Raw genomic sequence first — 26,365 nt, 5'->3', positions numbered from 1 at the left:
GGCCAGCGGTCAGCCGGCCAAGTGGGACCAACTCGCGGAGAGTTCGGACCAGGGACCGACCGCGGCGACCTCGCCGTCGACCAGTACGACGACCCGATCTGCCTGTGCCAGCGCAGCCCGTTTCGAGGTCGCGCCGATGACCGTCGCGCGGCGCTCCCGCAGCGTCTTCCACAGTTCGATCTCGGTAGTGGCGTCCAGGGCGCTGGAGACGTCGTCGGCCAGCAGCAGTTCCGCATCGGTCGCCAGGGCGCGCGCGAGCGCGAGGCGTTGGACCTGACCGCCCGAGAGCCGTACGCCTCGATGGCCGACCAGTGCGTCCTCACCGCCGGCGTCGGCGACGTCGGTGTCCAGGCGGGCGCCCGCCACCGGACCCTCGAACGTGCGGGCGTGCCCGAGCCGTACGTTATCGGCGAAACTGCCGGACAGCACCCGGGGCACCTGGGCAACATGCGCGACCTGCCCCGGACGCAGGAACAGTTGCGGGTCATCGATGAGTTCGCCGTTCCAACGGATCTGACCTCGATGATCGATCAGTCCGGACAGGGCGGAGAGCAGGCTGGACTTGCCGGAACCGACCTGGCCGACCAACAGCACCAGCTCACCGGCCTCGACGGTCAGGTTGACGCCGCAGACGCCGATGGTGCCGTCGTCGTGGATCGCGCTGAGGTCGACCAGGTCCAACCGAAGCAGCCGGGTCCGGGGGACCGGCTCGGGTCCGGGCGCGATGCCGGCGACCAGGTCGACACCAGGCGGCAGGTCCATCAGGTCGGCGCCGCCGGCAAAGCGGCTGGTCTCGGCCTGCCACGCCCGGGTACCTGGCGCGTCGGTGACGACCGAACTCGCGACTCGTCCGAAGTAGTCGAACCCGTTGACGGCATTGGCGACCAGCAGCGCGGTGGCCAGGCCCCAGACATTTCCCATGTACGCCGCCCACGCCGACACCACGCCGATCTGCACCATCACGACGGGGATGCCGTCCAGGCAGGCTTGCACCCGGTGTTCCCGCACCGCGGCTGCCACCCGCCCGCCGTCCACATGCTGCAGATGGGCATGCACCTGCGGCGTCGCCGCTGCCAACTTGATCGTCCGGGCGGCCTCCAGTGCGGACACCAGCGCGCGGCCGAACCGGGCTCGGGCTGCCGATGCCGCGCCCGCCGATCGACCAGCGAAGGGGCGGCCGACGGTCGAGGCAAGCGCCGATGAGACCATCACGGCCAGCAGCACGGCGCCTGCCAGCCAGGTGCCACCGAGTACGGCGGTGACGACCGCGATCACCAAGGCGTTGAAGAAGTCGACCCACCGGTCGCCGTAGCTGATGATCCGTTGGGCATCCATGGCGCGGGCGACCACCTCGCCCGGTGGCGTACGGGGCAATCGGCGCTGTCCGGTCTGACCGAACAGCACCGACATCCGCGTCCGCAGCATCACCTCGGCCGCCCGGCGCGGATAGCGCGCGAGGCCCTCAGCGAACAGCAGCGGGGCAGTGAGCAGGGTCGCCACCAGAGCTACGGCGAGCCACCACGGTGCCCGCCCGTGGTTCAGGGCTTCGACGACATGGCCCCACACCAGACCGGTGACCGCTCCTTGCGCGCCGATCAGGCCCACGAACAGGAACAGCAGCGCGCCGACCAGGCTCCATTCCGGACGGACCAGCAGCACATGCGCGACGCCGCGGGCGAGACTCGGTCCGGTGCCGACGTCGGCAGGTTCAGGCGGTAGGCCGATCCGGCGCCGACCACCGACCGCCTCGGCCGGGGCATTGATCGTACGATCCCGGTCCGGCTCATCATGACTGTCGAAGCCAGAACCGCCGGCCAGCAAGAGTTCCCGGAACGGTCCGGGGGAGAGGGCCAGTTCGGCACGAACTCCGTGCTGGACGACCCGGCCGTGGTCGAGGACTGCGACCAGCGGTGCTCGGGCGATCGTCGAGAGTCGGTGCGCGATCAGAACGCCCGTACGGCCGGAGAGCAGTCGGTCCGATGCGGAGATCACCAGCCGCTCGGTCAGCGGATCCATCCGCGCGGTCGCCTCGTCCAGGATCACCACTCTCACGTCGCGGACCAGCAGTCGGGCGAACGCGACGAGTTGCTCCTCGCCCGCGGACAACGACGTACCACCTGGGCCGAGCAGCGTGTCCAGGCCGTCCGCCAGGCCTGCGACCCAGTCGCGTAGCCCGAGTTCCGCCACGGCCGCCTCGATGACGGACCTCGGCAGGTCATCGTTGAACAGGGCGATGTTCTCGGCCAGGCTGCCGGCAAGGATCTCAGTTCTCTGGGTGACCACACCGACTGCCGCGCGAAGCTTTTGCAGGTCGAGATCGCCGACATCGTGACCGGCGAGGAACACGCTGCCCGGCGGCGGTTCGACGGCTCGCGAGATCAGTGAGGCGAGCGTCGATTTGCCGGAGCCGGTGCGTCCGACGAGGGCGATGGTTTGACCGTCCAGTACGCGCAGATTGATGTCGCGGAGCGCGAAGGTGCCTTCGGCGTACGAGAAGTTCAGGTCGCGAATCTCCAGGTCGACCGGGCCGTCCAACGGCAGCTCTAGCCCGCCGTCCGGTTCGGGTTCGGCGGCGAGCATCTGCCGCAGGCGGGTGATGGCGCCGAGTCCGGCCTGGAGAGCGGGCAGGTTGTTCGCGACCATCGCGATCTGTCCGACGAAGGTCGAGGTGACCAGGAACAGGGTCACCAACCGTGCCACGGTCAGGTGGTTGTCGACGGCCAGGGCGATCCCGGCGACGCCGATCGCTGCGAGCAGGCCATGCAACAGCACACCGGCCCGTCGGGCGATCCGGCTGTCCACGGTGATCCTCGAGTTGAACTTCTCGTGCACCGCGGCCGAGAGGCGGGCAACCCGTACCAGGACGTGCGCCTGGCCCAGACTCGTCCGGAGATCGTCGCGGCCGGCGATGCCTTCCTCGAGGGCGGCCGTGTGATCGGTCCACGCCATCTCCTCGACGACCTTGCGAGTGGCGATCTCGGCCAGGAGCTTGCGGATGGCGAACCACGTGATCACGGCAAGCACGGGGAAGAGCACAGCGGCCGGCCACCAGGTCACACCGGCGACGATCCACATCGGAATCGTCCCGAACAGGATTCCCGCCAGCATCCAGACCTGGGAACGCAGCAGGGCGCCGACCTCGTGAGAGTCGTCGTCGACCCGATCCAGGATTTCGCCGACGGCTTGTTCGCTCAAGACAGCCAGCGGCTGCCAAATAGCCGCCTCGAGCACGTCCTCACGCAGCCGACCTTCAACTCTGTCGCAGACGCCAACCCAGATGATCTTGCCGACGCTATTGATCACGGCCCCGCCGACCACACACACCATCAGCAACCCAACCAGCCGCCAACTAGGCTCCGCCGCCAGCAACCCAGCCACGACACTGCCCAACGTAGAACCCAGCGCACCGACCGCGGACGCCGCAAGCGCCACCGCGGAACCCGGCCCGCGCAGACGTCGCCAATCGACCCGCCGCGCTGGATCGACGGGCGGCGACGTGTTGGCATGCGGCGCGAGAAGCTCGGTCATCAGTCCGAAACCCTAGGCCGCGACACACCCATAATCAGCCGGTTTTCCAGTCCCAACGACGCTCACCAACCACTAATCGTCCTGTCAGGTTGGTGCGCATGCCGCGTCAGCCGGTCGTCAGCCTGGTGATGGAATCTCATGCAGAGCTGGGCGAGGCGGTAGGTTACAAGGCTGACCCTGCCTATCTGTCGTCGGAGAGGTGTGTCCACATGTCCACGATCAGTAACTCAGAGGCGATCGCAGCGTGGTCGGCGATGCCGAGTGACGCGATTGAGGCGTACGACGATCAGGGCGATTTTCCCAAGCGCCACTTGATGAATGGGAACCTGCTCCGGATGCTGGGGCCCGTCGATGGCCGGAAAGTCCTCGATGCAGGCAGTGGCGAAGGCTATTTCAGCCGGCTGTTGGCCGAAGGCGGAGCTGACGTGGTTGGTGTGGAGCCGGCTACCGCACTGCTGGCGCGCGCTCAGAAGATCGAGCAGGAGCGGCGTCAGGGAATCAGGTTCGTACAGGCTGACCTCTCGACGTTGCCGGAGGTCGGTCAGCCGTTCGACGCGGTGGTCTGCAGCATGGTGCTGCTCGCCATACCGGCCTGGCAGTCGGCGATGGCGGCGTGCGTCGGCGCACTGAAGCCGGGAGGCCGGTTCGTCTTCTCGATCACCCATCCGGCGTTTGAGAATCTCTACCCAACGTGGCGGGACCACGGTCATTACCAACTAGATCGGTACCTGGATGAGTACGAGATGCCAGAGGGCCGTGCACCCGACTTCCACCGCCCGCTGTCGGCCTACATCAACGAGGTCATCAGTCTCGGGTGTCGCGTGACCGAACTGTGCGAACCAAGGCTTGATCCACAGGTCGCACGAGACAGCGGAATCGATGCGATCGAGTCCTACGTCGCACTGCCGAACTTCCTGATCGTCAGCGCCGAACGCGACAGATGACGACAGCCAGGCAACGACCGCCGTTTGCGCAGGCCAAAGCCCCGGCGGCGCCGTTGTGACGACCTGTCACAGGGGAGCGATGAGTTACCGCAGCAGATGCAGCTGATCGGGCTTTAGTTGACATAATGTTCGTTATCGGCGATTGAAGAGTGCGAGTTGCATCAGATGCGAGAACTCGCACCTAGGCGACATAGCCGACCTTTCGGCCAGCTTGCAGGCAAGCGTTTCGGCTTCTGCGGCGTGTGTTTCGTTGGCAGGCTGATCGCTGGGCCGTCGCGCGTCTTGTCGTCGCCAAGTCCCGCATCGAAGTCGCCCCCGGTTCGGGTGCGACACGCCCTGACGTGGGTGTTTGCGCTCCATCTTGCATCTGATGAATGATTCCAGCGTTCGCTGTGATGTGCTGGAGGGTGGGTGTGAGCGATACGTGGATGGCGCCGGGCTCGGCTCCGCAGTTGTTGCGCGAGGGTTCGTCGCGGCTGCTGCGGCCGGACGAGCAGGTGTTCGAGGCGATGCTGGCGGGATGGCAAGACCAGCAGTTGGCGCGGTCGCTGGCACCGGGAACGATCGCGCCGCGGCTGGCAATGGTCCGCCGATTCCAGGCGTTCACCAACGACTACCCGTGGGCCTGGGCGCCCCGGGATCTAGACGAATTCTTTGGCGAGCTGCGGAGTGGGTCGGCAGCGATCTCGGTGAGTACCGTCCGCGCCTATCAGGGCGCGCTGCGGCTGTTCTGCGACTTCGCAGCTGATCCACGCTACGAGTGGACAGCTGTGTGCGAGCGGCTGTTCGGCTCCCATCCTGCCCAGATCTGCTTCGAGTGGAACACCGCCGAGCACACCAGTGATTACGAGGGCCGGCCGCAGCGGCGGTCGCTGACCAAGGCCGAGTTGCAGGGCCTGTTCGATCACCTGGACGACCAGGTGGCGATCTTGCGGGCCCGAGGCAACAAAGGCTGGCTGGCGACGCTGCGCGACAGTGCAGCATTGAAGATCTGCTATGCCTACGGTCTGCGGCGCCGAGAACTGGCGATGCTGGACCTGGAGGACTTCGCTCCGAATCCGCATGCACCTGAGTTTGGAAGCCACGGTGTGGTCTACGTCCGTTGGGGCAAGGCGAACAAGGGCGGCCCACCGCGCCGGCGCTCGACCCTGACGGTGTTTCCGTGGTCGGTGGCAGTGTTGGTCGAGTGGCTGAGCGACTTCCGCGGCCTGTTCGACACCGCCGCCCGCAGTTCGGCGCTGTGGCCAAGCGAGCGCGGCGGCCGGATGGATGCCCATAGCATCGGAACCCGGTTTGCCACATATCGGGAAGCCGTCGGGCTGCCGCCGGAGATCGGACTGCACTGCTTGAGGCACTCCTACGTGACCCACCTGATCGAGGACGGCTACGACCCATTGTTCGTGCAGCAGCAGGTCGGCCACTCCTACGCCTCGACGACCGCGCTCTACACCTCGGTGTCGTCGGACTTCCGCACCCGCACCCTACGGCGAGCGCTGGACTCAAGCATTTCCCGTGCACTGGCGAGCAGCGAGGACGGCGTCTGATGGCAGGTATGGCGCGACGACTTGGCTACCACTGGCACTTGCGCCGTCTGATGGCCGCCCACGACATGTGGAAGACCACCGAGCTGACGCCGCTGCTGCGAGATCGCGGAGTCAACCTCTCCGCTGCGCAGGTCTACCGCCTCGTCACCGATATCCCAGAGCGGCTGTCGGTAAAGACTCTGGTTGCGTTGTGCGACATCTTCGACTGCACCCCGAATGATCTGCTCGAGCCGTACGTCGAGGCCGCCAAACGACCCGCCACGGCTGGAGATGCCGACGTCGTCGAGCTCCGCAAGGAACTTCGGCCGCAGCGAGCTCGGATCGTCGACGCCGATCCCGGCGAGCATTGATGGCACGGCCGAAACCACCGCCTGATCCGACCCGCCACTCCCCCTGCAGCCGTTGCGGACTGGCCTACGAGCGGGTGGCGAACTGGCCCGACGGCCCGGTCTGCGGCTACTGCTACCGAGCTGCCCACCGAACTCGCGGCAAGTGCAGCCAGTGCCACCACGAGGGCGTCCTGCCGGGCCGCGACGACGAAGGCGAACCCACCTGCCGCGACTGCAGTGGCATCAAGCTCAACGTCGACTGCCGTCGATGCGGCGCCGAGGACGAGCTCTACCGGGCCGGACAGTGCTGGCGCTGCGTACTGTCCCAGGAGATCGACAACACGCTGACCGGCCCCGACGGTGTGATGCCGGAGCCGCTCAAGCCGGTCGCCGCCGCATTGCGTGCAATGCGGCGGGCGAACAGTGGACTGACTTGGATCCGGCAGCCGCACGTCCAGCAAGTACTTCAGAGACTGGCCAGCCGCGGTGATGGGCTCGACCACGACGCGCTCGATGAGCTGCCTGCGTCGCGCACGCGCGAGTACATCCGCGGCTTGCTGATCGAGCATGGAGCGTTGCCGCCGCGACACCGGCACATCGACGACTACGCGGACTGGCTGACGAGCAAGGTAGCGTCGATCGAGGATGCCGAGGACCGTCGCGTCATCGAACGGTTCGGCCGCTGGCACAACCTGCGCCGGCTGCGGCGGCATGCCCAACGGGACCACGCGACGCACGGCGCGTTCCTGCGAGCCAAGCAGAGCACCACCGTCGCGATCAGTTTCGTCGAATGGCTCCGGGGCCGCGGGCTCGCCCTCGAACACCTCAGGCAGGCTGATATCGACGCCTGGTGCGCAGGCGGCCCAACGACCCGCGGCCTGGTCGAGACCTTCCTCTACTGGGCAATCAACCAGCGACTCATCCACGGCATCACCGTCCCACGACGTGCCGATGACGACGCAGCGGCGACACTTGGCGATCCCCAACGAATGAACGCCATTCGCCGCGTCCTCACCGACGACAGCCTCGCACTCAGCATCCGCATCAGTGCAGGGTTGGTACTGCTGTTCGGCCAGCCAGTGCACCGCCTCGTCGCCATGCGGATCGAGGACACCGACACCACCGACACCGCTATTCGGATCCGATTCGGCAACGACTGGCTCGAGGTGCCTGAACCGTTCAGCGACCTGCTGACAGCTCACCTCGCGGCTCGGCCGAACCTGCAGACCGCGGCGCATCGAGACTGCCCGTGGGTGTTCCCAGGCTTCCGACCGGGCCAGCACCTGAGTCCCCAGCACGTGCGGGCGGCACTCCGTGAGATCGGTGCTCCGGCGCTGGCCAGTCGCACCGCGACCTGGCGCCAGCTCGTAAAGGACGCGCCGCCCGCCGTGCTCGCCGAAGCTCTGGGCGTCTCACCCGCGACGGCCATGCGACACGCCACCTTGGCCGGCGCCGACTTCCTCGCCTACGCAGCCACACGGACCGCGAACGGAGAGCAGAGCTTGAGCACGCGACTGATGACCACACTACGGGCGACGGAGACCGCACGGTTTCGAGCTGACGACTGAAGCGATTCCTGTCGAGCCGGTGCCCGGAGGGATCGCTGATCGGGCAGCGCGGTCTCTACTGGCGCGTTGCCTTCCACACCTCGACACTTGGCCAGGTAGATGCCCATTCGGGTGAGACATACTCGAAGTCGGAGTGAGAGTCTGTTGGGACGACAAACTCGGTGAGTTCGTCGATCAAGAATCCGGATTCTCGAAGCAGCCTGATCATCGGCCCGGTTGGTAGCTGGAAATGGGTGCCACCATCAGGCCGGTCGATCCGCGCGACGTCTGCGTACGGTCGGCTCAAGCGGTCACCCGCAGTTTCAGCATCAGGAGCCGTGCACAGTTCCAAGAGAGTGGAGTTGCGCAGGAAGATCAGCTGTCCACCGGACCGGAGAAGCCGGGCCGCTTCCGGAATCCACAACGTTGGGTCACACCAACTGCTAGCCCCATACTCACTGATCGCTACGTCAAAGCTGTCGTCCGGCAACGGGACCGTCTCGGCGTTGCCGTGAATCAGCGGGAACACCAGGCCGAACTCTTGCTGGAGGGCTTCGGCGGTCGCGAGTTGCTCGGCTGAGTTGTCGATGCCGACCGGACGACCGCCGGCCCGCATCACCCATGCGCCGATATAGGCAGTCCCGCAGCCCAAGTCGATAACGTCCTTGCCGCTCAGTTCGGGCAACACATGCAAGTCGGATTCCGGCGTTGCCCAGATCCCCCAGTGAGGCTCGGCGGCCCATTGCTGCGCCGCCCGGACCCCGAACCACCTGCTGTGCTGGTCATCCCAGATCGACCGATTGCGTGAAGCGTGACCTGCGAGTGCCTCGTCGTCGGACATGACTGGCAGTCAAGCGGCGAGACCTGCACCAGCGCAACCGACATTCCACGGCTCTTCTTGCCGCTGAACTGCCCGGCCAAGGCAACGAGCGATCGGCCTGCAACACCCGAGGCCCGAACTCACACCACTTGAACACGAACCGTTACCAGTAGAGTAGGACGAGTTGAAACAGCTGAGAGAACTCCGTCTCGCCCTGTCGTTCCTGCAGGTCAGCTCACCCGTCGACCGTTGACTCAGCGACCGCATCCAGCCGGTATGTCGCAGCTGTCCGGGGCAGCTGACCCGGACAGCTGCCATGCTCCGCAGATGGACCGAGTCCTGAACATCTCAGCTGACGAACTGGCCGCGGAGCGGCCCGACACGGCTGCCGAAGACGTCCACTTCACCCAAGCGCTCGTCCGTGAAGTGCTGGAGCAGCATTCCTCTGTCGGGGACGTCGTCCTGGATCCCTTCGCCGGCTATGGCACGACGCTGGTTGTCAGCCATCAGATGGGCCGGAAACCAATCGGCGTCGAACTGGTACCAGAGCGAGCGGCGCTTATCAGGCAGCGGCTCGATTCGAGCGGCGTGGTCATCGAAGGGGATGCGCGACAACTCGATCAGCTCGAGATCGGGCAGGTGGATCTGTGCCTAACGTCACCGCCCTACATGAGCGCTGTCGACCATCCTCAGAACCCGCTCACGGGCTACGCAACCCTGGACGGTGACTACTCGACCTACCTGGACGAGCTGCTGAGTGTGTTCCTGGCCGTCAAGGACTGCCTGCGCAACGGCGGCTACCTGGTGATCAACGCCGCGAACATCCGAACAGGTGATGTCGTCACCCCGTTGGCGTGGGACATCGCGCACATCCTGCGACCCCATCTCGCCCTCCGTGGAGAGACGTACCTTCAATGGGATCGTCCGCTCGACTTCATCAGCGGTGACTACTGCCTCGTCTTTCAGAAGCTCAGTTAGAGCACGAGCACCACACGGCCGCAACCTGCGCCGTCGCACCGCGGCAACACCCGGCTCATCAGCTCCCGTCCACGCCGGTTCAAGAGTGCGAGTTTCATCAGCCGCGAGAACTCGCAGTTGAGCCGATGCCCTGGCGGTCCTCCCCTGCGACGGCGATGCGACATGCCACATTGGGCAGGCGCTGACTTCCTGTCCTACCGGGCCTCCCGGACCATCAGTCGTGAGGAGCGCCGTCGAATCCGGCGAGAGGATATGCCCTGGCGACTACAGTGCTTTCCCATGGATGAGGTGACGGTTCGGCCAGCCAAGTTGCCGGAGGATCTTGACCAGATCTGCGACCTGTATGCCGAGACGGTCGACTGGCACGCCGAAAAATGGCCAGCCGACTTCAGGAAAGTCGACGTACGAGAGTCGGTGCGCGAAGACCTATCTCGCGCCGACAGAAAGAGCGGGTTGCAGATCGTCGTTGCCGAGGATGACAGGGGCAGGCTGGCTGGACTCGTGGCCGGCTCAATCCGGCCGCGGCCCACGCAGGCGATCGCTCCCTATGACGGTCCTGTGATGCAGGTCAATGATCTCGTTGTCAGCGCCTCGTACCGCCGACGAGGAATCGGCGCCATGCTCATTGGACGGCTGGAACAGCTAGCCCATCAAGACGGCGCTGTTGCGATCACGCTGCACGTGCACAGCCAGAACGAAACGGCTGGAAGCTTCTACCAGCAGCAGGGCTTCCGGCCAGTCCAGATCGAAATGCGCAAAGACACTCACGCCACGATGAGCCCACGCGACTAGTGAGCTTCCTCAAGACCCCATCGCATAAGCCAACCGACGCGGCATCGGCACAGCGCCGACCCGCTGACGACGTCCGCCCGACGCTCGGATGCCCACCTGCTTGCCTGCGGGAAAGTGCCCGGTTATGGCAGGTGTACGAAGCCGGCGTAGTCGGCGCCGGCCGGCCCTGGACGGGAGGTTCCGTCGCGGGTCCAGCCGTGGCGCTCGTAGAAGCGGATGGCTCGGGAGTTTCGCTCCCAGACGTCCACCTCCCCCACAGCGTCGGCCTGGCGTGCGATGGAGACGAAGCGTTCCATCAGGGCGGTACCGACGCCGCTCGACCATCGGTCTGGCTCGACGAAGATCCCGACTAGCCGGACGCGTGTCTCGTTCGGTGCGTTGGTTGGGAACACTCCGTTGGCGTCCAGCGTGATCACACCGGCGATGTCATCGTCCAAGACAGCTACGAGGACGACGAGTCGAGAATCCGCCACCATCTGGCGCCAGGTCTCCCGGTACTTCTCGTCAGGAACTGCTGGCACGTCATGGCCGCCGGCACCGTAGTACGCAGCCCGCGACCGGGCATGCAGTTCCGCAAGCGCATCCGCGTCACCAGGTACTGCGTCTCGAATGCGGACTACCGGCGTTGGCTCTGTCATGAGGAACGAGGCTACGACTTAGACAAGCTGATCGGGCGGTACGACTGGTCGTACCGCTGATGGGAAGGCACGGAATTGATGACCTCTCCCCCGGACCGCGGACATCTCGGCAGGCGGCACGGTTTGCGGCTACTGAGGTGTGCCGCGGCGGGACGAGATGAGCGTGATGATGCCGTAGGTCAGTGTGGCGAGGCCTAGTGCGGCGATGACCGCGCTGACGGTCACGAATCCTCTCAGCATCGCGCTGAACGCCTTGGTGTCGCCGCCGCCTCCGAGGATGAACAGGCCGAACGGGAGGATCAGGACGACCAGCGCGACGCCCAGCAGGACGATCCCTGCCACGACGCCCGCCATGCCGGGCCGTCGGCGGGCACTGGATGCCCCTGATTGTTGCCTCGGGCCAACATTCCATGCACTCATGGAGCCAGACAATAGCGGTCCTGCTGGAGCACAAAGTACGGGCGAAGTACGGGCAGCGAAGTGTCGCCTCCCCTGTCTATCTTGCCCACCCAAACGACCGCTTGTCAGACTCCCCCAGCAGAGAGATCGAGTTGATTGACGTCGTATGTCGACCCCGGCAGACAGTCCACAGCCGGCGACGGCCTCTATATCAACTGATACGAGTGGCGGTTGTTGCCGCGTAGGCTGGCGCGGGTGGAGGAGCTTCTTGGGCAGCTGAGGGTTTGGGTGCAGAAGTGGCGGTGGTATCAGCGGAGTTCGTTGCCGTGGAATCGGGGGCGGGTTCACTGGGAGTTGATGCGGCGCGGGGCGTTCGCGCGGTGGCCGTTGCACGGGAATGTGTTGGAGGCGTTGCGGGACGGGCGGCTCGAGGTGGGGGCCAACGCGTTGTTCGAGCCCAACGTGTGGATCACCGTGGGCGACGAGGGGCGGGTGCGGATCGGGGACGGGACGTTCCTGAACATCGCCGTGATGGTCGCGGCTCTGGACCTGGTGGAGATCGGGTCGCACTGCATGCTGGCGAACGGGTGCTTCGTGACGGATGCCAATCATCGGTTCGACGATCCGGAGCGGCCGGTGCCGTGGCAGGGGTTCGATTCCAAGGGGCCGACGCGGATCGGGGATAACGTCTGGTTGGGAGCGAACGTGGTTGTCACGAGCGGGGTGACGATCGGCGAGAGGTGCGTGATCGGCGCGAACAGCGTGGTGACGCAGGACATTCCGCCGTACTCCGTCGCGGCCGGCGCACCGGCGAAGGTCCTGCGAGCCGTCACGTACCCAAATGCCCAACCCTGAGCGCTACATCGCGGTGCAGGCGGCAGCTACGGTCTTGGACCAGAGCTCGGGATGGGTGAACCAGAAGTCGTGCGGAACGCCAGGCACCGTCGAGAACTCGCCTCGTGGGACGAGCGCGGCAAGCTGGGCCAGCGGCCAGGAGGGGCGAATATCGTCCCCTGCCGCGATGAAATGCATGGGTACGTCGCAATCGGCCAGCCCACGCCACAGACCAGGTTGGCGAATCCACTCCTTGAACGACTCCCCGAGCGCCGCATGCACCTCCGGTACATAGTCGATCGGGACAACGGGCTCCGAGTCCTTGCCGGCGTGATACGCCGCGGACCAGCTGCGGTCGCGTTGCGGACCGGTGCCGGCGATGCCGATCACCCCGTCGACCGACCCCGGATGTTCGACCGCGTAGCGGACGCCCAGATCACAACCCCACGAGTGCCCGACAACGAGCCAGCTGCCGACGCCGACAGCCGAGCGGATACCTTCGAGATCAGCGATCGCTCGCTCCATGCTGTGTGGCTCGCCGCCCGAGCGGCCGACTCCACGCGGTTCCGGAAACCAGGCCCGGTGATCGGGAGGTGAGATCTCGTCCCGTTCCAGGTACTGCACGCAGCCCGGCCCACCGGTCAGCACGACCACATCGCGCCCCCAGCCAGTTACGCCGACATGCAGCGCGACGCCGTCCACCTCGACCATCCGCGATTCCATGACCACGGACGCTAGCAACAACATCCAGCCCGAGCAGTCGAAATTCTTGGCGTGATGTTGTCGGATTCTGGATCGCCGGTTCGTGGATGAGGCAAAGGGACCGAAAAGGAGAACCACAATGCCCGACCAGGCCAGGCCGTCGACCAGACCGTTTCGCTTCGGGGTCGTCGCGCCGCTGACTTCTGATGTGTTGACGTGGCGCGACCGTGCGCGCCGCATCGCCGACAGCGGTTACTCGACGTTGCTGATGCCCGACGTTCCTACGTGGCAACCAGCAATTGGCCCCACGCTGGCAACCGCGGCCGCGGTCGCTGACCTGCGGATCGGTTCCTGGGTGTACGCCGCCGCGCTACGCGACCCCTGGAACACCGCATGGGAAGCTCACTCACTCTCAGTACTCACCGACGGCCGCTTCGAGATGGGCATCGGCGCCGGCCGACCCGGGATCGAGGTCGAGCTCGGGCTGCCCCCGGTCTCCCCCGCTGAGCGTCGTACCAGAATGCGCGAGACCGTGGCCGCCCTGCGTAGATTCGACGGCCCCGATCAGCACACGCCGGTGGTCATGGCGGTGAGCGGACCGAAGTCGCAGGCGCTCGCGCTCGAAGTCGCTGACGCCGTCACGTTCGTCCTCGCGACGGACGACGATCGGGCCGAAACCACGAAGCGGGTTCGCGACTTCGCCGGCCGGCGGGACATGGAGCTCGCTCAGCACGTCGCCGCCGTCGGTGACCGAGCCGCACCGTTCATGGCTGCGCCCAACCTCGACATCGAGGCGCTCCGCGCGGCCGACTCGCTCGTCATCCTTCCCAGCGACCCTGCGGCGGCGGCCGAGGAAGTCCAGCGGCGACGCGAGGAGATCGGGTTCTCGTACTTCGTCATCGGCGCCGACTTCGCCGACAAACTCGCGCCGACGGTGGCGAAGCTGGCCGGGCAGTAGGCAGCGCAGGTCAACCGGTGAGGGCTGCGACCACGACTCCGAGAACGACGGCGGCGATGGCGAAGCCGAGGGCGCAGAGCAGCGGGAACGCAATCGGGTGGCGTCCGGGCCAACTGACGGTGCCGGGTCGCTCGCGCTCGAGTTGGGTCAAGCTGACGGGCCTGCCCGGCCCGTCGGTGGGCAGGCCGAGGTGGGCGATGAGCCGGTCGAGATCAGTGCGCGCGTAGAGGGCGCCGTTGATGTTCAGCAGGGGGTTCTGTCCGGCGTCGAGGACGACGATGGTCTCGGAGACAGCCCCGGGTTGGACCACCGTTGCCCGGATCACCGAAGCGGCGAGCGCGCGGTCCCGGCGGCGGTGGAATGTCAGGCCGCGCGCCTCGATACCGACGGGGGTGACCACGATGCGGGAGCGCCGCAGATAAACGGCAAGGGTCACGGCGAGCAGCACGGCGAGACCGATGGAGGTGATCAGGGCCGGCCGGCCACCGGCCAGGACGCCGCCGACCACGAGGGCCGCGGTGATCACGACGAGCATCAAGAGGACCTGGCGGCGCTGACCTGCGGCCGGCCGCAGGACGAGTACGTCGGTATCGGACACGGCCTGAACCCTACGGCACCAGAGGCGCTCCGCTCGCGACTTCGCGACGCGGCAGGTCAATGCGCTCGCGCGAGAATGACTCACCAGCGCCGCATGAGAGTCCGTAGCCCTTAGAGTGCCCGGCATGGTTGCCAAGATTCCGATCGCGGTCGCTGCGCTTGTGCGGGACGGTCTCGTGCTAATGGTGCATCGCCACCCGTCGCGTTCGGCGTACCCCGATTGCTGGGACCTCGTCGGCGGACATGTCGAGGCAGGTGAGTCGCCGGACCAGGCGGTACGCCGGGAGTGCCTCGAGGAACTCGGGGTCCGGATCGACGACGCCGTACCCATGCCTCTGACGATCAGCGACCCGGCCCTCGACATGCGCGCGTTCCTCGTCACGCGCTGGGACGGAGAACCTGTCAACGCCGCACCCGACGAGCACGACGACCTCCGCTGGTTCCGGCCCGAGGAACTCGCGGACTTGAAGCTGGCCAACCCGGCCGGCCTGTCGAGCATTCTGCACGCCATCCAGGTCGCAACCGGCTAGGTCAGTTGCTTACGTAGCAGGGTTATCTGGGTTTCGTAGCGGGTCGTCGACCCGTCCGGAGTCTCCTCGTCCCACGAGCCGATCTCGCTGCCGCTCACCACGTAGCCGAGCCGCTCGTACAAAGCGCGCGCCCGCGATCTGTTGTCGTCCACACCCAACTCGACCCAGCCGAGTCCACGGTCTCGGGCTCGCCGCTCCAACGCCGCGATCAGCACTGAACCGATCCCACAGGAGCGCAGCTCTTCCTGGACCGACAGTTGCCAGATGGTCGCCGCGCCGGGCGGTTTGCTGTAGTCGATCCCACCGACCGCAACTGGTAGGCCGGAGGGCGGGCAGACCGCGAGGTAGTCGACCTCGCCGCGTCGGGCACGCTCGATCGCGTCGGCTACGGCGCGAAGACCCGTCGCCGTCCCGTACCAGCCGCAGGCGGGCAGGTCCGCTTCGGTGAGATCACGAACGGTCAGCGGGACTACGACCTCGGCCATCTGGGCAGCCTGGCAGGTCAGCGTCGGCGGGCGCCAGCGATTTGCAGGCACGGTGGAAACGCGTTCGTCGGGAGCGCGGTGTGGCGGTAGCCTCTGGTTATGGTCAGCGTGCAGCGAATGATGGGCCCCTTGGTGGGCCTTGTCGTCTTGCGCTGAGATCAGCCGGTCGAGCCCACGGTGGTGGGCTCGACGCGATGTGGGGCTCCCTGCCGATATGACAGGGAAGGAACCCCTATGAATCCGTACTACATCACCACCGCGATCCCCTACGTGAACGCGGCACCGCACCTCGGTCACGCGCTCGAGTTCGTGCAAGCTGACGTGCTCGCCCGCCACCGCAGGCTCCGCGGCCAACCGGTCCGATTCCTGTCCGGCACCGACGACCACGCCCTCAAGAACGTCCTCGCCGCCCGGAACGCCGGCACGCCGGTGACCGACTACGTCAACGCAGCCGCCGACCGTTTCCAGGCACTCCAAGGCCTTCTCGACCTGAGTTGCGACGATTACATCCGAACATCGTCCGACCCACGCCATCGCCCCGGCGTCGACTACCTCTGGCAGCGCTGCGCGGACGCAGGCGACTTCTACCAGCACACCTACACAGGCCTGTACTGCGTTGGATGCGAGCAGTTCTACGAGCCCGACGCGCTGCTCCATGGACTCTGCCCGGAACACGGTACGGCGCCCGAGCGCGTGACCGAGACGAACTGGTTCTTCCGCCTCACCCGCTATCGCGATCACATCAAGGACGCGATCACCAGTGGCACCCTCACAATCAACCCGCCTCAGAAGCGCAACGAAGTACTGGCGCTCCTCAACGAGGGACTGCAGGACTTCAGCGTCTCCCGCCCGGCTGCTCGCGCGGGCGGCTGGGGCATCCCGGTGCCGGGTGATCCCGGTCAGGTGATCTACGTCTGGTGGGACGCGCTCACCAACTACATCACCGCACTCGGCGTCGACGATCCCGGCGAGGACTACGAGTACTGGTGGGCAGGCGACGGCGAACGTGTGCACGTGATCGGCAAGGGCATCACCCGTTTCCACGCCGTCTACTGGATCGGGCTCCTGCTGTCGGCCGGCCAGCCGCTCCCGACCACCATCCATGTCCACGACTACGTCAACGCGGGCGGCGCCAAGCTCTCGAAGAGCACCGGCAACATCGTCGATCCGGTCGATCTCGTCGACGCCTACGGTACGGACGCACTTCGGTGGTGGATCACTCGTGAGGCACCGCTCCTCGGCGACACCGAGTTCACCACCTCGCGCCTGGCCCAGGCCTACAACACCGACCTCGCGAACGGGCTCGGCAACCTCGCCAACCGCACCGTGACCCTGTTGCACAAGTATTACGACGGTCGGCTGCATGTCGACGGCGTACCCGTGACCGGGCCGGCCTGGGACAGCGCCGATCTGGACGCTGCCTGCGCCGCCCTTCCGTCGAGGATCGACGCCGCGCTCAGGACCGCGGACTTCCGGTCGGCGACCGCGCAGTTGGTTGCCACCGTCAACCTTGCCAATCAGCTCCTCAACGCGGCGGAACCCTGGAAGGTGCTCAGGAGCGGCTCGGGCGACCCGGATCTGGTGCACCGTCTCCTCAGTCGCGTCGCCCAGGCGTGTCGGACGATCACGACGGAGCTCGCGCCGTTCTGTCCAGCCGGGGCCACGCGGCTGTCGAGGCAGTTAGGCGACGGCGAACAGGTCGCGGCTCCCGAGCCCGTTTTCGTCCGCGTGGTCCGTGTCTGAGGGTCAGGAGGCCTCGAGGACGAAGAAGATGAAGCTGATGAACCTTGCCGGGTGTTCCATCCCCTGTGGACGGAGTTCGACCGGTGTGTCCGCGGCGATCGGCGGCTCGCTGATGACCGAGATCCGGAAACCTGCCGCTGCGAAGGCGTCGCTCATCGCCTGCAGCGGGCGGTGCCAGATGTTGTAGGTGACGGTTCGGCCGGCGTGCTCGGCGTCGAACGAGAACTCGGCGATATCGAAGTACTTGGCGTCGGGGTTCAACGCCGTGTGCACGATCGGGTGGTTCAGCGACAGGATCAGGCGTCCGCCCGGCTTCAGCACGCGGCGGAGCTCCGCGAGCGGGTCGGTCCAGTCCTCCAGATAGTGCAGGACGAGTGAGGCCACGACGTCATCGAATGCCGCGTCGGCGTACGGGAGGGGCTTGGCCAGGTCGCCGACCCTCAGGTCCACATCCTCGCCCAGCCTGCGGCGGGCCAGGTCGATCATCGCCGCGCTCAGGTCGAAGCCGGTGATGATCGCGCCTCGGTCGCGGAGCGCCGCCGAGAGCGGACCGGAGCCGCAACCGACGTCGAGGATGCGGCGGCCGTCCACGTCGCCCGCGAGGTTCACCATCGCCGGCCGCTCGTAATGGCCGTTGAGCAGGTTGACCTCGTTGTCCGCGGAGTACGCCACAGCGAACTCGTCGTAGTCGGTCTTCGGCACCGAGCGCTCCTTCTGTCGGATCCATGAACGAAGCCCGCAGGTCCGAGCTTCGCCCGTACGACGGCCGTCGCGCCGCTGAAGTTCGGGCTAGTTGGTGAGCCCTCCGCTGTGGACGTGGACGTGGAGGTGTTTGGAGTCCTGGTACTCGCCGAGGTTGGTCAGCACCGCGGCGGCGCCGTGTTCGATCTCGACATCGCGCGCGATTGATTGCACCGCCTGCAGCAGCGCTCGGATGTCTTGCTCGTCCGCGGCCGTGGCGGTGGTCAACGACCCGATGTGGCGCTTCGGGATAACGACGATATGCAGGTTCCAATACGGGCGCGTGTGATGAAACGCGAGCACCCGTTCATCCTCGTACACAACCCCCAGCCGAGCCGGGTCAACGAGCGCGACATCGCAGTAGAAGTCACTACCGACGTACGGCGCTTCAGTCATGTCAGTCACCTCTCGGTACGGCGGTTAGAGGTTTGGCTCGTGTTGTAGGAGTTGGGGGGATGACGTGAAGCCGAGGCGTTCGTAGACGGGGACGGCCTTGCGGCCGGAGTGGACGGTGACTCGGCTTGCGCCGGTGTGGAGCGCGTGATCCGAGGCGGTTTGTACGAGGGCTGAGCCGATGCCTTTGCCACGGTGTTCCGGTACGACGAAGACGCTCTGGATATCGGCCGAGCGGCGATCGAGTGCGTCAGGTCTTGGCGGGCGTGGAACCAGCGCGAGCCACGCCATACCGACGAGGTCGGTGCCGTCTGCTTCGGTCGGGCGGGCGATGAAGGCGAGGTGAGTGTTGGCGTGGTCGGTCCACCACGCGGCAAGGTCGGCCTCGAACGCCTCGATCGTTTGGTTGGCTCGCTGGTCCGGGGTCGCGTTCAGCCAGAGCAGACGGGGTCAGCTGAGGCAGGTCCGCTTGATCTGCGAGGCAGATGTCCATGCGGTGAGTCTTTCGCAGGACGCGACGGCCGGGCTATCGGGTTTCCAGCGTGGCCTTCCAGAGCTCGATGCCCACCGGGCGGCCGCCGGCGCGCTTCTCCCAGCCGCCGATGTACGCCGTAACGCAGCCGAGGTCGATCCACGAACCAACCGCCGCACCGTTCGGCGACGTCCAGATCGGTGACGCGGTGGGGAACAAAGATGCCATCCAGCGACCACTTGTTTCCCAGCCGATTGCCGTCGCGCCGCCGACGTCGCAGTCGACCAGGCTCGCCGTACGCGCGCAGCAAATTCGTGGCCGTCGTACGACGCGTGCTGCGATGCTGGCGGGATGGGTGTGTCCGGGCGGGTCGTCGAACAGCGGGTTCGTAATCGGGTGATTGAGGTGCTCGAGATCCTGGCTGACGGGGATGGCGGTGTGTTGCTGGTTGGGGTGGGTGACTACTTCAACCTGTTCTTCGACTGGGTGGACGAGCCGCCGCGCGCGTTGTCGACGTACACGGCTGAGGAGTTCGAGCAGGTCGGGCGGGTGGTGGCGGTGGTGAACGAGGCGCTTGCGGCGACGGAGGGGCTGGAGCAGGTCGACGAGATCATCGAGTCTGGATGGCCGACGCGGATCGCGGTGGTTGCTCGGGAGGCGTTCGCGGTGATGGCTGCTCGCGGACGGTTCAGCGAGGACGCGGAGGAAGCGGAACCGTCTTACACCTGAGCGGGTTGGTCGGCGAGGGCTTGGAGGAGCTTGGCGCTGCTTGGGTTGGCGGGGAGGAAGGTTTCTATGGCTAGGCCGGCGGCGTTGACTTCTAAGGGGGCGCCGATGGTGGCGATGAGGGTGAAGAGGCGGACGGGGCCTAGGCGGGTGTTCAGGTCGAGGGTGACCATTGGCTGCTGGGCGGGGGCGGTGGGGAGCTTGGCGGGGAGGTAGGTCTCGACCTCGTCGAGGAGCTCGAGCAGGGCCTCGTCGGGGGTGTCGCGGCTGCGGCGTTTGAGTTGGTGGATGAGCGGGAGGCTGCAGGCCGCGGTCATCGACGAAATGCTGGGGAGGCCGCCGGGGTGGACCGACAGGCGGAGCATGTTCATCGGCGGTTTCAGGAGTTCGGGATCGACGCCGGCCCAGAGGAGTTCGGCGGCGGCGTTGGCGTCGATGAGGTTCCACAGGCCGTCGACGATCAGCGCCGGGTTCGGCATGTGCGCGTCGAGCAGGTCGCGGAGTGAGTCGCGCAGCGGGAGCATCGCGTCGGAGTCGTACGGCTCGTCGAGGTACAGCGGAGCGAATCCGCCGGTCAGCAGCAGCCGGTTCCGCTCGGCCATCGGCAGGTCCAGATGGTTTGCCAAGTGGACGAGCAGTTGCCGGCTGGGCTGTGCGCGCCCGGTCTCCACGAAGGACAGATGTTTCGTCGACACCTCGGCCTCGACAGCCAGGTCGAGTTGGCTCAGCCGTCGGTGCATGCGCCAGAACCGCAGCAGTTCGCCGACTGTCTGCGGCTCCTCCAAAACGGTCATAAGCCAGGGTACGGCGCGCCTCGGACACTCCACGATTACCCACGAGGTAACGCGATGGACTGCACCAAGGAGGTAATTGAACCGCTCCCCCGGCGCCACGGATCGTTGACGAAGATCATCCCGATCCACCGAGGGGGCACCACCATGAATCCGACGTACACGGCTGTCGCGACGTCGTCCGGGCGCGAGGCCCGCGCTGTCACCGCCGACGGGCAGCTCGACATCAAGCTCGCGTTCCCGAAGGAGATGGGCGGTGACGGCGACGGGCTGAACCCGGAGCAGTTGTTCGCCGCCGGCTGGGCCGCCTGTTTCTCGACCACACTCGATCGGCTCGCGCAACTCCGGAACCTCGACGCCAGCGACGTCGCCGTCACCGCAGAGGTCAGTCTCGTCCCCGCCGACGGGAGGTTCGGACTGGCTGCCGTACTGCGGATCGAACTCCCCGAGCACCTCCGCGGTGAAGCGGGCGACAAGCTCCTCGAAGCCGCCCACAACACCTGCCCGTACTCCCGCGCCGTCCAAGGAAACATCCCGCTTGAGGTCGTCGTCGAGTGACCGGCCTACGCGGCCCTGACCTCGTGTGTTTGGTGAGAAGGGTGTCGAGGTAGTCGTCGAGTGACGCTGTTGCCTAGGCCGCCGTGATCTTGTGTTTGGTGAGGAGGGTTTGGATGGTGGCGTGGCCTTCGGTGAAGGTCCATTGTTCGGCGGGGAGGCCGGCGGTTCGGGCGGCGTCGACGTTCTTCGCGTTGTCGTCGATGAAGAGGATCGTGGACGGGTCGGCGCCGATGCGGTCGGCGGCGCGGGTAAAGAACTCGGGGTCCGGTTTTGCGACACCCAGGTCGTACGAGTAGCAGCTGACGTCGAACAGGTCGTCGTACCCGAGCGCCGTCCGCATGTGCGCGCCGCGGTAGCTCTCCTGGTTGGTCCCGAGGTGTACGCCGTACCCGTTGCGCCGTAGCGCCCGGACCGCCGCGAGGGACTCCTCGATCAGCACGATGTTCTTCCACACCGCGTCGTACACCTCGGCCACCGGTGCCGCCACGCCGTACTTGCGCAGCGTCGTGGCGAGCACCGGCAGATAGTCACCCTGCCCGGCGAGCATCGGCAGCTCGTCTTTCCAGGTCTCGTGCAGGAAGTCCCGGGCCCGATCGCCGAGATACGGCTCCATGGCCGCGTACCAGCCACCAGGAATCTCCTGCAGAACGCCGTCCGCGTCGAACAGCACGTGCTGAATGGTGCTGTCCGGTCGGGGTACGCCGTACAGGGCGGCGCGGACCTGCAGCGGGGCGTTGCACATGTAGTGGGGCCCTTCTCAGGACGGGTCTTGGAGAATGCCGAGGACGTTGCCGTCGGGGTCGGTCAGTGTGGCGACCAGACGGCCCCCGCCGACGTCCTTCGGTGCGTCCTTGAGGGCGCCGCCGGCCGCAGTGATGTCCTTGATCTTGGCCTCGATGTCGGTCACGTGCCAGTACGCGGTCGGCGAGGTCATGTCGCTGTTCGGCACCAGGCCGATCTGCTGGCCCTCGGCGTCGTAGCCGACGTAGTACGGCGAGTCGGCCATCGGCTCGACACCGAGCAGCGCGGTGTAGACGGGCTTGGCCTTCTCGAGGTCGGTGACCGGGTGCAGGATCGTCCTGGCGCCTTGCGTGGTAGTCATTTCGTCACTCCTGGTTCGTGGGCCGCAGCCCCTGACGTTTACTGACTACAACGCTATTTCGCCACCCCCACCCGGTGCTTCTCGATTCCTGACCGGTTCCCCGGCTGAGGTCGAGAGGTCAGGCGACGTACTCCTTCAGATGCTTCCCGGTCAGCGTCTTCGGCTTCTTGATCAGGTCCGCTGGAGTGCCCTCGAAGACCACCTTGCCGCCGTCGTGGCCGGCGCCGGGGCCGAGGTCGATGATCCAGTCGGCATGCGCCATCACGGCCTGGTGGTGCTCGATCACGATCACCGACTTGCCGGCGTCGACGAGCCGGTCCAGCAGCCCGAGCAGCTGTTCGACGTCGGCGAGGTGCAGACCGGTGGTGGGCTCGTCGAGGACGTAGATCCCGCCCTTGTCCCCCATCCGGGTGGCCAGCTTCAGCCGCTGCCGCTCACCGCCGGACAGCGTCGTCAGCGGCTGACCGAGCGACAGGTATCCGAGGCCGACGTCGGCGAGCCGCTCCAGGATCTTCTCCGCCGCGGGCGTCCGCGCGTCACCGTCGGCGAAGTACTCCAACGCCTCCGACACCGGCATCGCCAGTACCTCGGCGATGTCCTTCCCGCCGAAGGTGTACTCGAGTACGGCGGCCTGGAACCGCTTGCCCTCGCACTCCTCGCACGGGGACTCGACGGTCGCCATCACCCCGAGCTCGGTGTAGATCACGCCCGCGCCCTTGCACGCCGGGCAGGCGCCTTCGGAGTTCGCGCTGAACAGCGCCGGCTTCACCCCGTTCGCCTTCGCGAACGCCTTCCGGATCGGGTCCAGCAGACCGGTGTACGTCGCGGGGTTGCTCCGCCGCGAACCGCGGATCGCGCCCTGGTCGATCGCCACGACGCCTTCGCGATCGGCGATCGAACCCTGGACCAGCGAGCTCTTCCCGGACCCGGCGACGCCGGTCATCACCACCAGCACACCGAGCGGTACGTCGACATTCACGTTCTGCAGGTTGTTCGTCGAAGCCCCGCGCACCTCCAGCGCACCCGTCGCGCATCGCACCGCCGGCTTCAGCGACGCGCGGTCGTCCAAGTGCCGGCCGGTGAGCGTCCCGCTGGAGCGCAGCTTGTCGAGCGTGCCCTCGAACACCACCTGGCCGCCACCGGATCCGGCGCCCGGACCGAGGTCGATGACGTGGTCGGCGATCGCGATCGTCTCCGGCTTGTGCTCCACGACCAGGACCGTGTTGCCCTTGTCGCGCAGCTGCAGGAGCAGCTCGTTCATCCGCTGGATGTCGTGTGGGTGCAGGCCGATCGTCGGCTCGTCGAACACGTACGTCACGTCGGTCAGCGAGGACCCGAGGTGGCGGATCATCTTGGTCCGCTGCGCCTCACCGCCGGACAGCGTGCCCGCGGGCCGATCCAGCGACAGGTACCCGAGGCCGATGTCGACGAACGAGTCGAGTGCCTCGCCCAGCGCCTTCAGCAGCGGCGCGACCGCCGGCTCCTTGAGGGCGCGGACCCAGTCGGCCAGGTCGGTGATCTGCATCGCGGTCAGGTCCGCGATGTTCTTGCCGTTGATCTTCGACGACCGGGCTTCCGCGCCGAGCCGCGTACCGCCGCAGTCCGGGCAGGTCGTGAACGTCACCGCCCGCTCGACGAAGGCGCGGATGTGCGGCTGCATCGCGTCCACGTCCTTGGACAGGAACGACCGCTGGATCGACGGGATGATGCCGGTGTAGGTGAGGTTGATGCCCTCGACCTTGATCTTGGTCGGCTCCCGGTAGAGCAGGTCGTGCAGTTCCTTCTTGGTGTACTTCTTGATCGGCTTGTCCGGGTTGAAGTACCCGGCGCCGCGGAAGATCCGCCCGTACCAGCCGTCCATGCTGTAGCCGGGGATCGTCAGCGCGCCCTCGTTCAGCGACTTCTCGGCGTCGTACAGTGCGGTCAGGTCGAAGTCGGTGACCGCGCCCATGCCCTCGCAGCGCGGGCACATGCCGCCGGCGTACACCTGTTCGCGGACGACCTTCTTCTCGCCCGCACCCTTGTCGGCGGTCATCGAACCGGTCGCGGTCCGCTTCGGGACGTTGAAGGAGTACGCCGTCGGCGGGCCGATGTGCGGTTTCGCGACCCGGCTGAACAGGATCCGGAGCATCGCGTTCGCGTCGGTCGCCGTACCGACGGTGGACCGCGGGTTGGCGCCCATCCGCTCCTGGTCGACGATGATCGCGGTGGTCAGACCGTCGAGTACGTCGACCTCGGGGCGGGCCAGGTTCGGCATGAAGCCCTGGACGAACGCGCTGTACGTCTCGTTGATCAGCCGCTGCGACTCCGCCGCGATGGTGCCGAACACCAGCGAGCTCTTGCCCGAACCGGAGACCCCGGTGAACGCGGTCAGCCGGCGTTTCGGGATCTCGACACTGACGTCCTTCAGGTTGTTCACCCGCGCGCCGGTGACCCGGATCATGTCGTGGCTGTCGGCAACATGCTCGTCGGAGCTCATGTCTCTGTCTTCTCCAGGTGTCGTGGGTCAGGGGGCCTGGTTGATCCGGACGTGGTTGCCGGCCGGGTCGCGGAAGGCGCAGTCGCGGATGCCGTACGGCTGGTCCACCGGTTCCTGGATCACCTCGGCGTCGGTGGCCTGGAGGCGCTCGAACAGGCCGTCGAGGTCGTCGGTCTGGAGCACCACGGTCGCGTACGTCCCCTTGGCCATCATCTCGAGGATGACCCGTCGCTCGTCCTCGGTGAGGCCGGGGTCGACGGCCGGCGGGGTGAGCACGATCGAGGTGTCCGGCTGGCCGGGCGGGCCGACCGTGATCCAGCGCATGCCCTCGTACCCGACGTCCATCCGGACCTCGAAGCCGAGCAGGTCGCGGTAGAACTTCAGGGACTCTTCGGGATCGGTGTGCGGCAGGAAAGTGTTCAGAATCTTCAGGCTCATGGGGTCACGCTACGTGTCCGGGGCCCGGAGATGCTTCTCGATTCCTGATCGGTCGCGTGACCTGTTTCGCGACACACGACGGGATGCCGACGGTCGCGTCCGCCGCGTGCTCCTTGTACTGGCTCGGCGGCATCCCGACCAGCTCGGTGAACCGGGTACTGAAGGTCCCGAGCGACTGGCAGCCGACCGCGAAGCAGACGTCGGTGACGCTCATCCCGCCGCGCCGCAGCAGCATCATGGCGCGCTCGATCCGCCGCGTCATCAGATAACCGTACGGCGACTCTCCGTAAGCGCGCTTGAACTCACGGCTCAAGTGCCCCGACGACATGTGCGCGCCGCGGGCGAGCGCATCGACGTCGAGCGGCTGCGCGTACTCCCGGTCGATCCGGTCCTTCACACGCCGCAGCCGCGCCAGGTCCTCGAGGCGCTGCGCCTGCGTCGTACTGTTCCCCATCTCCGGAATCGTGCCACGTCAACGCAAGGAAGTCACCGAGAGGCGGCGACGAGCCGGTCAGCTCCGAGGACCCGTACCGCTCGCCTTCACCGCCGCCGCCGGACCCCCGCTCGTCGGGCGGCTGGCTGCGCCGTCGGTGCGCTCGGCTGTAGCGGTCACTCGCGGTGCGGGCTGGGCGCCGAGGGTGTGCTGAACGCTTCGGGCGAGCTCACTGTCGTGGCCGGTCGCGAGGGACTCGTTCACCGCCTTGACGCCGGCGTCGGCCGTGGCGTACCCCAGGCGGTAGGCGAAGTCCTGGTCCTGGTCGCCGACCGCGGGCGGGTTCCCGTACCGGCCCTGGAGCAGCGCCTCACTCATCGCGTTCCGGACGTCGGCGACCTTCTCCGGATCGGGTTTGTTCCACCGCTCCCCGTTCGTACCGGGATCGGCGGACGTCACGATCGAGGAGGCGGCCGTCTCGAGGGTTCGGTCGACATCGCCGCGGGCCATCTGCGCGCGCACGTTCGGCAGGAAGGGCGTGCTGTCGATGTGGGTGCCGACGTTGTCGTCGCGGATGTACTCCTCCGCGAGCCGTGCCGCGAACCCGTCGGCGAGGTTGCCCAGCGGGCCCTTCGGGAGGTCGGCCCAGCGTTCGCTCTGCCGCCATCCCATGCTGGCCGCGGCGCTCGCGTTGATCGCCGCGTCCGACCAGGGCACCTCGCTGCCGTTCTGCTCGAAGGCACGCAGCTGCATGGTCGCAGCGGTGGCGTCCAGCGCCTTGCGCCACCAGGCGTCGTCCGAGGGGTTGCGGTAGTTACCTGGTTCGACGTGCGACTGAGACATCGGCGCCCTTCAGCTGGTTCC

At 66.7% G+C, this 26,365-nt stretch carries 30 protein-coding genes; 12 read left to right on the top strand and 18 right to left on the bottom strand.

The features are described 5' to 3' along the window. Positions 1-9: 9 nt before the first annotated feature. Positions 10-3,528 carry an ATP-binding cassette domain-containing protein gene (locus tag AC0662_RS06735; RefSeq protein ID WP_478299026.1) on the bottom strand — a complete coding sequence of 1,173 codons (3,519 nt, stop codon included), beginning with the start codon at positions 3,526-3,528 and terminating at the stop codon, positions 10-12. Between the two features lie 98 nt (positions 3,529-3,626). Between AC0662_RS06735 and AC0662_RS06730 the strand changes: the two genes are divergently transcribed. The 4 genes from AC0662_RS06730 (at position 3,627) to AC0662_RS06715 (ending at position 7,913) form a co-directional block, all read left to right on the top strand. Beyond that, positions 3,627-4,472, top strand: a complete 846-nt coding sequence (locus AC0662_RS06730; protein ID WP_478299024.1) for a class I SAM-dependent methyltransferase — start codon at positions 3,627-3,629, stop codon at positions 4,470-4,472. 374 nt (positions 4,473-4,846) lie between these two features. Then, a complete protein-coding gene (locus AC0662_RS06725; protein WP_478299022.1) occupies positions 4,847-6,016 on the top strand; it encodes a tyrosine-type recombinase/integrase in 1,170 nt (389 codons plus the stop codon). A gap of 8 nt (positions 6,017-6,024) precedes the next feature. After that, a complete protein-coding gene (locus tag AC0662_RS06720) occupies positions 6,025-6,366 on the top strand; it encodes a helix-turn-helix domain-containing protein (RefSeq protein WP_478299020.1) in 342 nt (113 codons plus the stop codon). Positions 6,367-6,710: 344 nt separating this feature from the next. Next, the gene (locus AC0662_RS06715) at positions 6,711-7,913 is read left to right on the top strand and encodes a hypothetical protein (RefSeq protein ID WP_478299018.1); all 1,203 of its coding nucleotides are present in this window, start codon (positions 6,711-6,713) and stop codon (positions 7,911-7,913) included. 55 nt (positions 7,914-7,968) lie between these two features. Here AC0662_RS06715 and AC0662_RS06710 read toward each other — a convergent pair whose 3' ends face one another. Further along, positions 7,969-8,733: a class I SAM-dependent methyltransferase gene (locus tag AC0662_RS06710; RefSeq protein WP_478299016.1), complete on the bottom strand. Its 765-nt coding sequence runs from the start codon at positions 8,731-8,733 to the stop codon at positions 7,969-7,971. A gap of 306 nt (positions 8,734-9,039) precedes the next feature. On the opposite strand from AC0662_RS06710, the gene AC0662_RS06705 reads away from it, so the two are divergent. Both AC0662_RS06705 and AC0662_RS06700 read left to right on the top strand, forming a co-directional pair. Continuing rightward, positions 9,040-9,690 carry a TRM11 family SAM-dependent methyltransferase gene (locus tag AC0662_RS06705; protein WP_452201680.1) on the top strand — a complete coding sequence of 217 codons (651 nt, stop codon included), beginning with the start codon at positions 9,040-9,042 and terminating at the stop codon, positions 9,688-9,690. 279 nt (positions 9,691-9,969) lie between these two features. Then, positions 9,970-10,482: a GNAT family N-acetyltransferase gene (locus AC0662_RS06700; RefSeq protein ID WP_452201678.1), complete on the top strand. Its 513-nt coding sequence runs from the start codon at positions 9,970-9,972 to the stop codon at positions 10,480-10,482. A 122-nt stretch (positions 10,483-10,604) separates the two neighbouring features. Here AC0662_RS06700 and AC0662_RS06695 read toward each other — a convergent pair whose 3' ends face one another. Beyond that, on the bottom strand, positions 10,605-11,120 hold the full coding sequence (locus tag AC0662_RS06695) for a GNAT family N-acetyltransferase (protein ID WP_452201677.1): 516 nt from the start codon (positions 11,118-11,120) through the stop codon (positions 10,605-10,607). Positions 11,121-11,249: 129 nt separating this feature from the next. Beyond that, entirely contained in the window at positions 11,250-11,462 is a 213-nt protein-coding gene (locus AC0662_RS06690) for a hypothetical protein (protein ID WP_478299013.1), read from the bottom strand. Positions 11,463-11,876: 414 nt separating this feature from the next. Between AC0662_RS06690 and AC0662_RS06685 the strand changes: the two genes are divergently transcribed. Next, positions 11,877-12,374, top strand: coding sequence for an acyltransferase (locus AC0662_RS06685; protein WP_452201673.1), 498 nt, complete (start codon positions 11,877-11,879; stop codon positions 12,372-12,374). A 3-nt stretch (positions 12,375-12,377) separates the two neighbouring features. Here the strand turns inward: AC0662_RS06685 and AC0662_RS06680 are convergent, their stop codons facing one another. Next, positions 12,378-13,076, bottom strand: a complete 699-nt coding sequence (locus tag AC0662_RS06680; RefSeq protein WP_452201672.1) for an alpha/beta fold hydrolase — start codon at positions 13,074-13,076, stop codon at positions 12,378-12,380. A gap of 118 nt (positions 13,077-13,194) precedes the next feature. Between AC0662_RS06680 and AC0662_RS06675 the strand changes: the two genes are divergently transcribed. Further along, complete coding sequence (locus tag AC0662_RS06675) at positions 13,195-14,013, top strand: LLM class flavin-dependent oxidoreductase (RefSeq protein WP_478299010.1); 819 nt, start codon at positions 13,195-13,197, stop codon at positions 14,011-14,013. A gap of 10 nt (positions 14,014-14,023) precedes the next feature. Here the strand turns inward: AC0662_RS06675 and AC0662_RS06670 are convergent, their stop codons facing one another. Further along, positions 14,024-14,611, bottom strand: coding sequence for a hypothetical protein (locus tag AC0662_RS06670; RefSeq protein WP_452201668.1), 588 nt, complete (start codon positions 14,609-14,611; stop codon positions 14,024-14,026). Positions 14,612-14,735: 124 nt separating this feature from the next. Between AC0662_RS06670 and AC0662_RS06665 the strand changes: the two genes are divergently transcribed. Further along, entirely contained in the window at positions 14,736-15,140 is a 405-nt protein-coding gene (locus tag AC0662_RS06665) for an NUDIX domain-containing protein (RefSeq protein WP_452201666.1), read from the top strand. Here the strand turns inward: AC0662_RS06665 and AC0662_RS06660 are convergent. Then, a complete protein-coding gene (locus AC0662_RS06660) occupies positions 15,137-15,625 on the bottom strand; it encodes a GNAT family N-acetyltransferase (RefSeq protein ID WP_478299007.1) in 489 nt (162 codons plus the stop codon). The two genes, AC0662_RS06665 and AC0662_RS06660, sit on opposite strands and share 4 nt — an antisense overlap. 234 nt (positions 15,626-15,859) lie before the next feature. Here AC0662_RS06660 and AC0662_RS06655 point away from each other — a divergent pair, with 234 nt between their 5' ends. Continuing rightward, positions 15,860-17,368 (top strand): methionine--tRNA ligase, encoded by a 1,509-nt coding sequence (locus tag AC0662_RS06655; RefSeq protein ID WP_478299005.1) that lies wholly within the window; start codon positions 15,860-15,862, stop codon positions 17,366-17,368. 3 nt (positions 17,369-17,371) lie between these two features. Here the strand turns inward: AC0662_RS06655 and AC0662_RS06650 are convergent, their stop codons facing one another. The 4 genes from AC0662_RS06650 to AC0662_RS06635 form a co-directional block, all read right to left on the bottom strand. After that, positions 17,372-18,070, bottom strand: coding sequence for a class I SAM-dependent methyltransferase (locus AC0662_RS06650; protein WP_478299003.1), 699 nt, complete (start codon positions 18,068-18,070; stop codon positions 17,372-17,374). A gap of 87 nt (positions 18,071-18,157) precedes the next feature. Beyond that, complete coding sequence (locus AC0662_RS06645) at positions 18,158-18,505, bottom strand: HIT domain-containing protein (protein WP_478299001.1); 348 nt, start codon at positions 18,503-18,505, stop codon at positions 18,158-18,160. A gap of 24 nt (positions 18,506-18,529) precedes the next feature. Next, positions 18,530-18,901, bottom strand: coding sequence for a GNAT family N-acetyltransferase (locus AC0662_RS06640; protein WP_478300199.1), 372 nt, complete (start codon positions 18,899-18,901; stop codon positions 18,530-18,532). A gap of 127 nt (positions 18,902-19,028) precedes the next feature. Further along, complete coding sequence (locus AC0662_RS06635; RefSeq protein WP_452204421.1) at positions 19,029-19,202, bottom strand: hypothetical protein; 174 nt, start codon at positions 19,200-19,202, stop codon at positions 19,029-19,031. Between the two features lie 123 nt (positions 19,203-19,325). Here AC0662_RS06635 and AC0662_RS06630 point away from each other — a divergent pair, with 123 nt between their 5' ends. Beyond that, positions 19,326-19,703, top strand: coding sequence for a hypothetical protein (locus AC0662_RS06630; RefSeq protein ID WP_478298999.1), 378 nt, complete (start codon positions 19,326-19,328; stop codon positions 19,701-19,703). Here the strand turns inward: AC0662_RS06630 and AC0662_RS06625 are convergent. Then, on the bottom strand, positions 19,694-20,494 hold the full coding sequence (locus AC0662_RS06625; protein ID WP_478298997.1) for a helix-turn-helix domain-containing protein: 801 nt from the start codon (positions 20,492-20,494) through the stop codon (positions 19,694-19,696). The two genes, AC0662_RS06630 and AC0662_RS06625, sit on opposite strands and share 10 nt — an antisense overlap. A 144-nt stretch (positions 20,495-20,638) precedes the next feature. Between AC0662_RS06625 and AC0662_RS06620 the strand changes: the two genes are divergently transcribed. Beyond that, positions 20,639-21,049 carry an Ohr family peroxiredoxin gene (locus AC0662_RS06620; protein ID WP_452204418.1) on the top strand — a complete coding sequence of 137 codons (411 nt, stop codon included), beginning with the start codon at positions 20,639-20,641 and terminating at the stop codon, positions 21,047-21,049. Positions 21,050-21,122: 73 nt separating this feature from the next. Here AC0662_RS06620 and AC0662_RS06615 read toward each other — a convergent pair whose 3' ends face one another. The 6 genes from AC0662_RS06615 to AC0662_RS06590 all read right to left on the bottom strand — a co-directional run bounded on the left by AC0662_RS06615 (position 21,123) and on the right by AC0662_RS06590 (position 26,344). After that, positions 21,123-21,791, bottom strand: a complete 669-nt coding sequence (locus AC0662_RS06615; RefSeq protein WP_478298995.1) for an HAD family hydrolase — start codon at positions 21,789-21,791, stop codon at positions 21,123-21,125. Positions 21,792-21,806: 15 nt separating this feature from the next. Further along, positions 21,807-22,151, bottom strand: coding sequence for a VOC family protein (locus tag AC0662_RS06610; protein WP_452204416.1), 345 nt, complete (start codon positions 22,149-22,151; stop codon positions 21,807-21,809). Between the two features lie 118 nt (positions 22,152-22,269). Further along, on the bottom strand, positions 22,270-24,630 hold the full coding sequence (locus tag AC0662_RS06605) for an ATP-binding cassette domain-containing protein (protein ID WP_478298993.1): 2,361 nt from the start codon (positions 24,628-24,630) through the stop codon (positions 22,270-22,272). Between the two features lie 27 nt (positions 24,631-24,657). Then, entirely contained in the window at positions 24,658-25,068 is a 411-nt protein-coding gene (locus tag AC0662_RS06600) for a VOC family protein (RefSeq protein ID WP_452204414.1), read from the bottom strand. Between the two features lie 4 nt (positions 25,069-25,072). Further along, on the bottom strand, positions 25,073-25,522 hold the full coding sequence (locus AC0662_RS06595) for a helix-turn-helix transcriptional regulator (RefSeq protein WP_452204413.1): 450 nt from the start codon (positions 25,520-25,522) through the stop codon (positions 25,073-25,075). A 57-nt stretch (positions 25,523-25,579) separates the two neighbouring features. Next, positions 25,580-26,344, bottom strand: a complete 765-nt coding sequence (locus AC0662_RS06590; RefSeq protein WP_452204412.1) for a hypothetical protein — start codon at positions 26,342-26,344, stop codon at positions 25,580-25,582. Between the last annotated feature and the right edge of the window lie 21 nt (positions 26,345-26,365).

The organism is Kribbella sp. NPDC043289 (assembly GCF_056436705.1).
This window is presented reverse-complemented; position numbering and strand designations above follow the sequence as displayed.

Coding starts and splice junctions, on each gene's coding strand:
- AC0662_RS06735 (WP_478299026.1), bottom strand. CDS start 3,528: ATGACCGAGCTTCTCGCGCCGCATGCCAACACGTCGCCGCCCGTCGAT.
- AC0662_RS06730 (WP_478299024.1), top strand. CDS start 3,627: ATGCCGCGTCAGCCGGTCGTCAGCCTGGTGATGGAATCTCATGCAGAG.
- AC0662_RS06725 (WP_478299022.1), top strand. CDS start 4,847: ATGATTCCAGCGTTCGCTGTGATGTGCTGGAGGGTGGGTGTGAGCGAT.
- AC0662_RS06720 (WP_478299020.1), top strand. CDS start 6,025: ATGGCGCGACGACTTGGCTACCACTGGCACTTGCGCCGTCTGATGGCC.
- AC0662_RS06715 (WP_478299018.1), top strand. CDS start 6,711: ATGCCGGAGCCGCTCAAGCCGGTCGCCGCCGCATTGCGTGCAATGCGG.
- AC0662_RS06710 (WP_478299016.1), bottom strand. CDS start 8,733: ATGTCCGACGACGAGGCACTCGCAGGTCACGCTTCACGCAATCGGTCG.
- AC0662_RS06705 (WP_452201680.1), top strand. CDS start 9,040: ATGGACCGAGTCCTGAACATCTCAGCTGACGAACTGGCCGCGGAGCGG.
- AC0662_RS06700 (WP_452201678.1), top strand. CDS start 9,970: ATGGATGAGGTGACGGTTCGGCCAGCCAAGTTGCCGGAGGATCTTGAC.
- AC0662_RS06695 (WP_452201677.1), bottom strand. CDS start 11,120: ATGACAGAGCCAACGCCGGTAGTCCGCATTCGAGACGCAGTACCTGGT.
- AC0662_RS06685 (WP_452201673.1), top strand. CDS start 11,877: ATGCGGCGCGGGGCGTTCGCGCGGTGGCCGTTGCACGGGAATGTGTTG.
- AC0662_RS06680 (WP_452201672.1), bottom strand. CDS start 13,076: ATGGAATCGCGGATGGTCGAGGTGGACGGCGTCGCGCTGCATGTCGGC.
- AC0662_RS06675 (WP_478299010.1), top strand. CDS start 13,195: ATGCCCGACCAGGCCAGGCCGTCGACCAGACCGTTTCGCTTCGGGGTC.
- AC0662_RS06665 (WP_452201666.1), top strand. CDS start 14,736: ATGGTTGCCAAGATTCCGATCGCGGTCGCTGCGCTTGTGCGGGACGGT.
- AC0662_RS06660 (WP_478299007.1), bottom strand. CDS start 15,625: ATGGCCGAGGTCGTAGTCCCGCTGACCGTTCGTGATCTCACCGAAGCG.
- AC0662_RS06655 (WP_478299005.1), top strand. CDS start 15,860: ATGAATCCGTACTACATCACCACCGCGATCCCCTACGTGAACGCGGCA.
- AC0662_RS06645 (WP_478299001.1), bottom strand. CDS start 18,505: ATGACTGAAGCGCCGTACGTCGGTAGTGACTTCTACTGCGATGTCGCG.
- AC0662_RS06635 (WP_452204421.1), bottom strand. CDS start 19,202: ATGGCATCTTTGTTCCCCACCGCGTCACCGATCTGGACGTCGCCGAAC.
- AC0662_RS06630 (WP_478298999.1), top strand. CDS start 19,326: ATGGGTGTGTCCGGGCGGGTCGTCGAACAGCGGGTTCGTAATCGGGTG.
- AC0662_RS06625 (WP_478298997.1), bottom strand. CDS start 20,494: ATGACCGTTTTGGAGGAGCCGCAGACAGTCGGCGAACTGCTGCGGTTC.
- AC0662_RS06620 (WP_452204418.1), top strand. CDS start 20,639: ATGAATCCGACGTACACGGCTGTCGCGACGTCGTCCGGGCGCGAGGCC.
- AC0662_RS06615 (WP_478298995.1), bottom strand. CDS start 21,791: ATGTGCAACGCCCCGCTGCAGGTCCGCGCCGCCCTGTACGGCGTACCC.
- AC0662_RS06610 (WP_452204416.1), bottom strand. CDS start 22,151: ATGACTACCACGCAAGGCGCCAGGACGATCCTGCACCCGGTCACCGAC.
- AC0662_RS06605 (WP_478298993.1), bottom strand. CDS start 24,630: ATGAGCTCCGACGAGCATGTTGCCGACAGCCACGACATGATCCGGGTC.
- AC0662_RS06600 (WP_452204414.1), bottom strand. CDS start 25,068: ATGAGCCTGAAGATTCTGAACACTTTCCTGCCGCACACCGATCCCGAA.
- AC0662_RS06595 (WP_452204413.1), bottom strand. CDS start 25,522: ATGGGGAACAGTACGACGCAGGCGCAGCGCCTCGAGGACCTGGCGCGG.
- AC0662_RS06590 (WP_452204412.1), bottom strand. CDS start 26,344: ATGTCTCAGTCGCACGTCGAACCAGGTAACTACCGCAACCCCTCGGAC.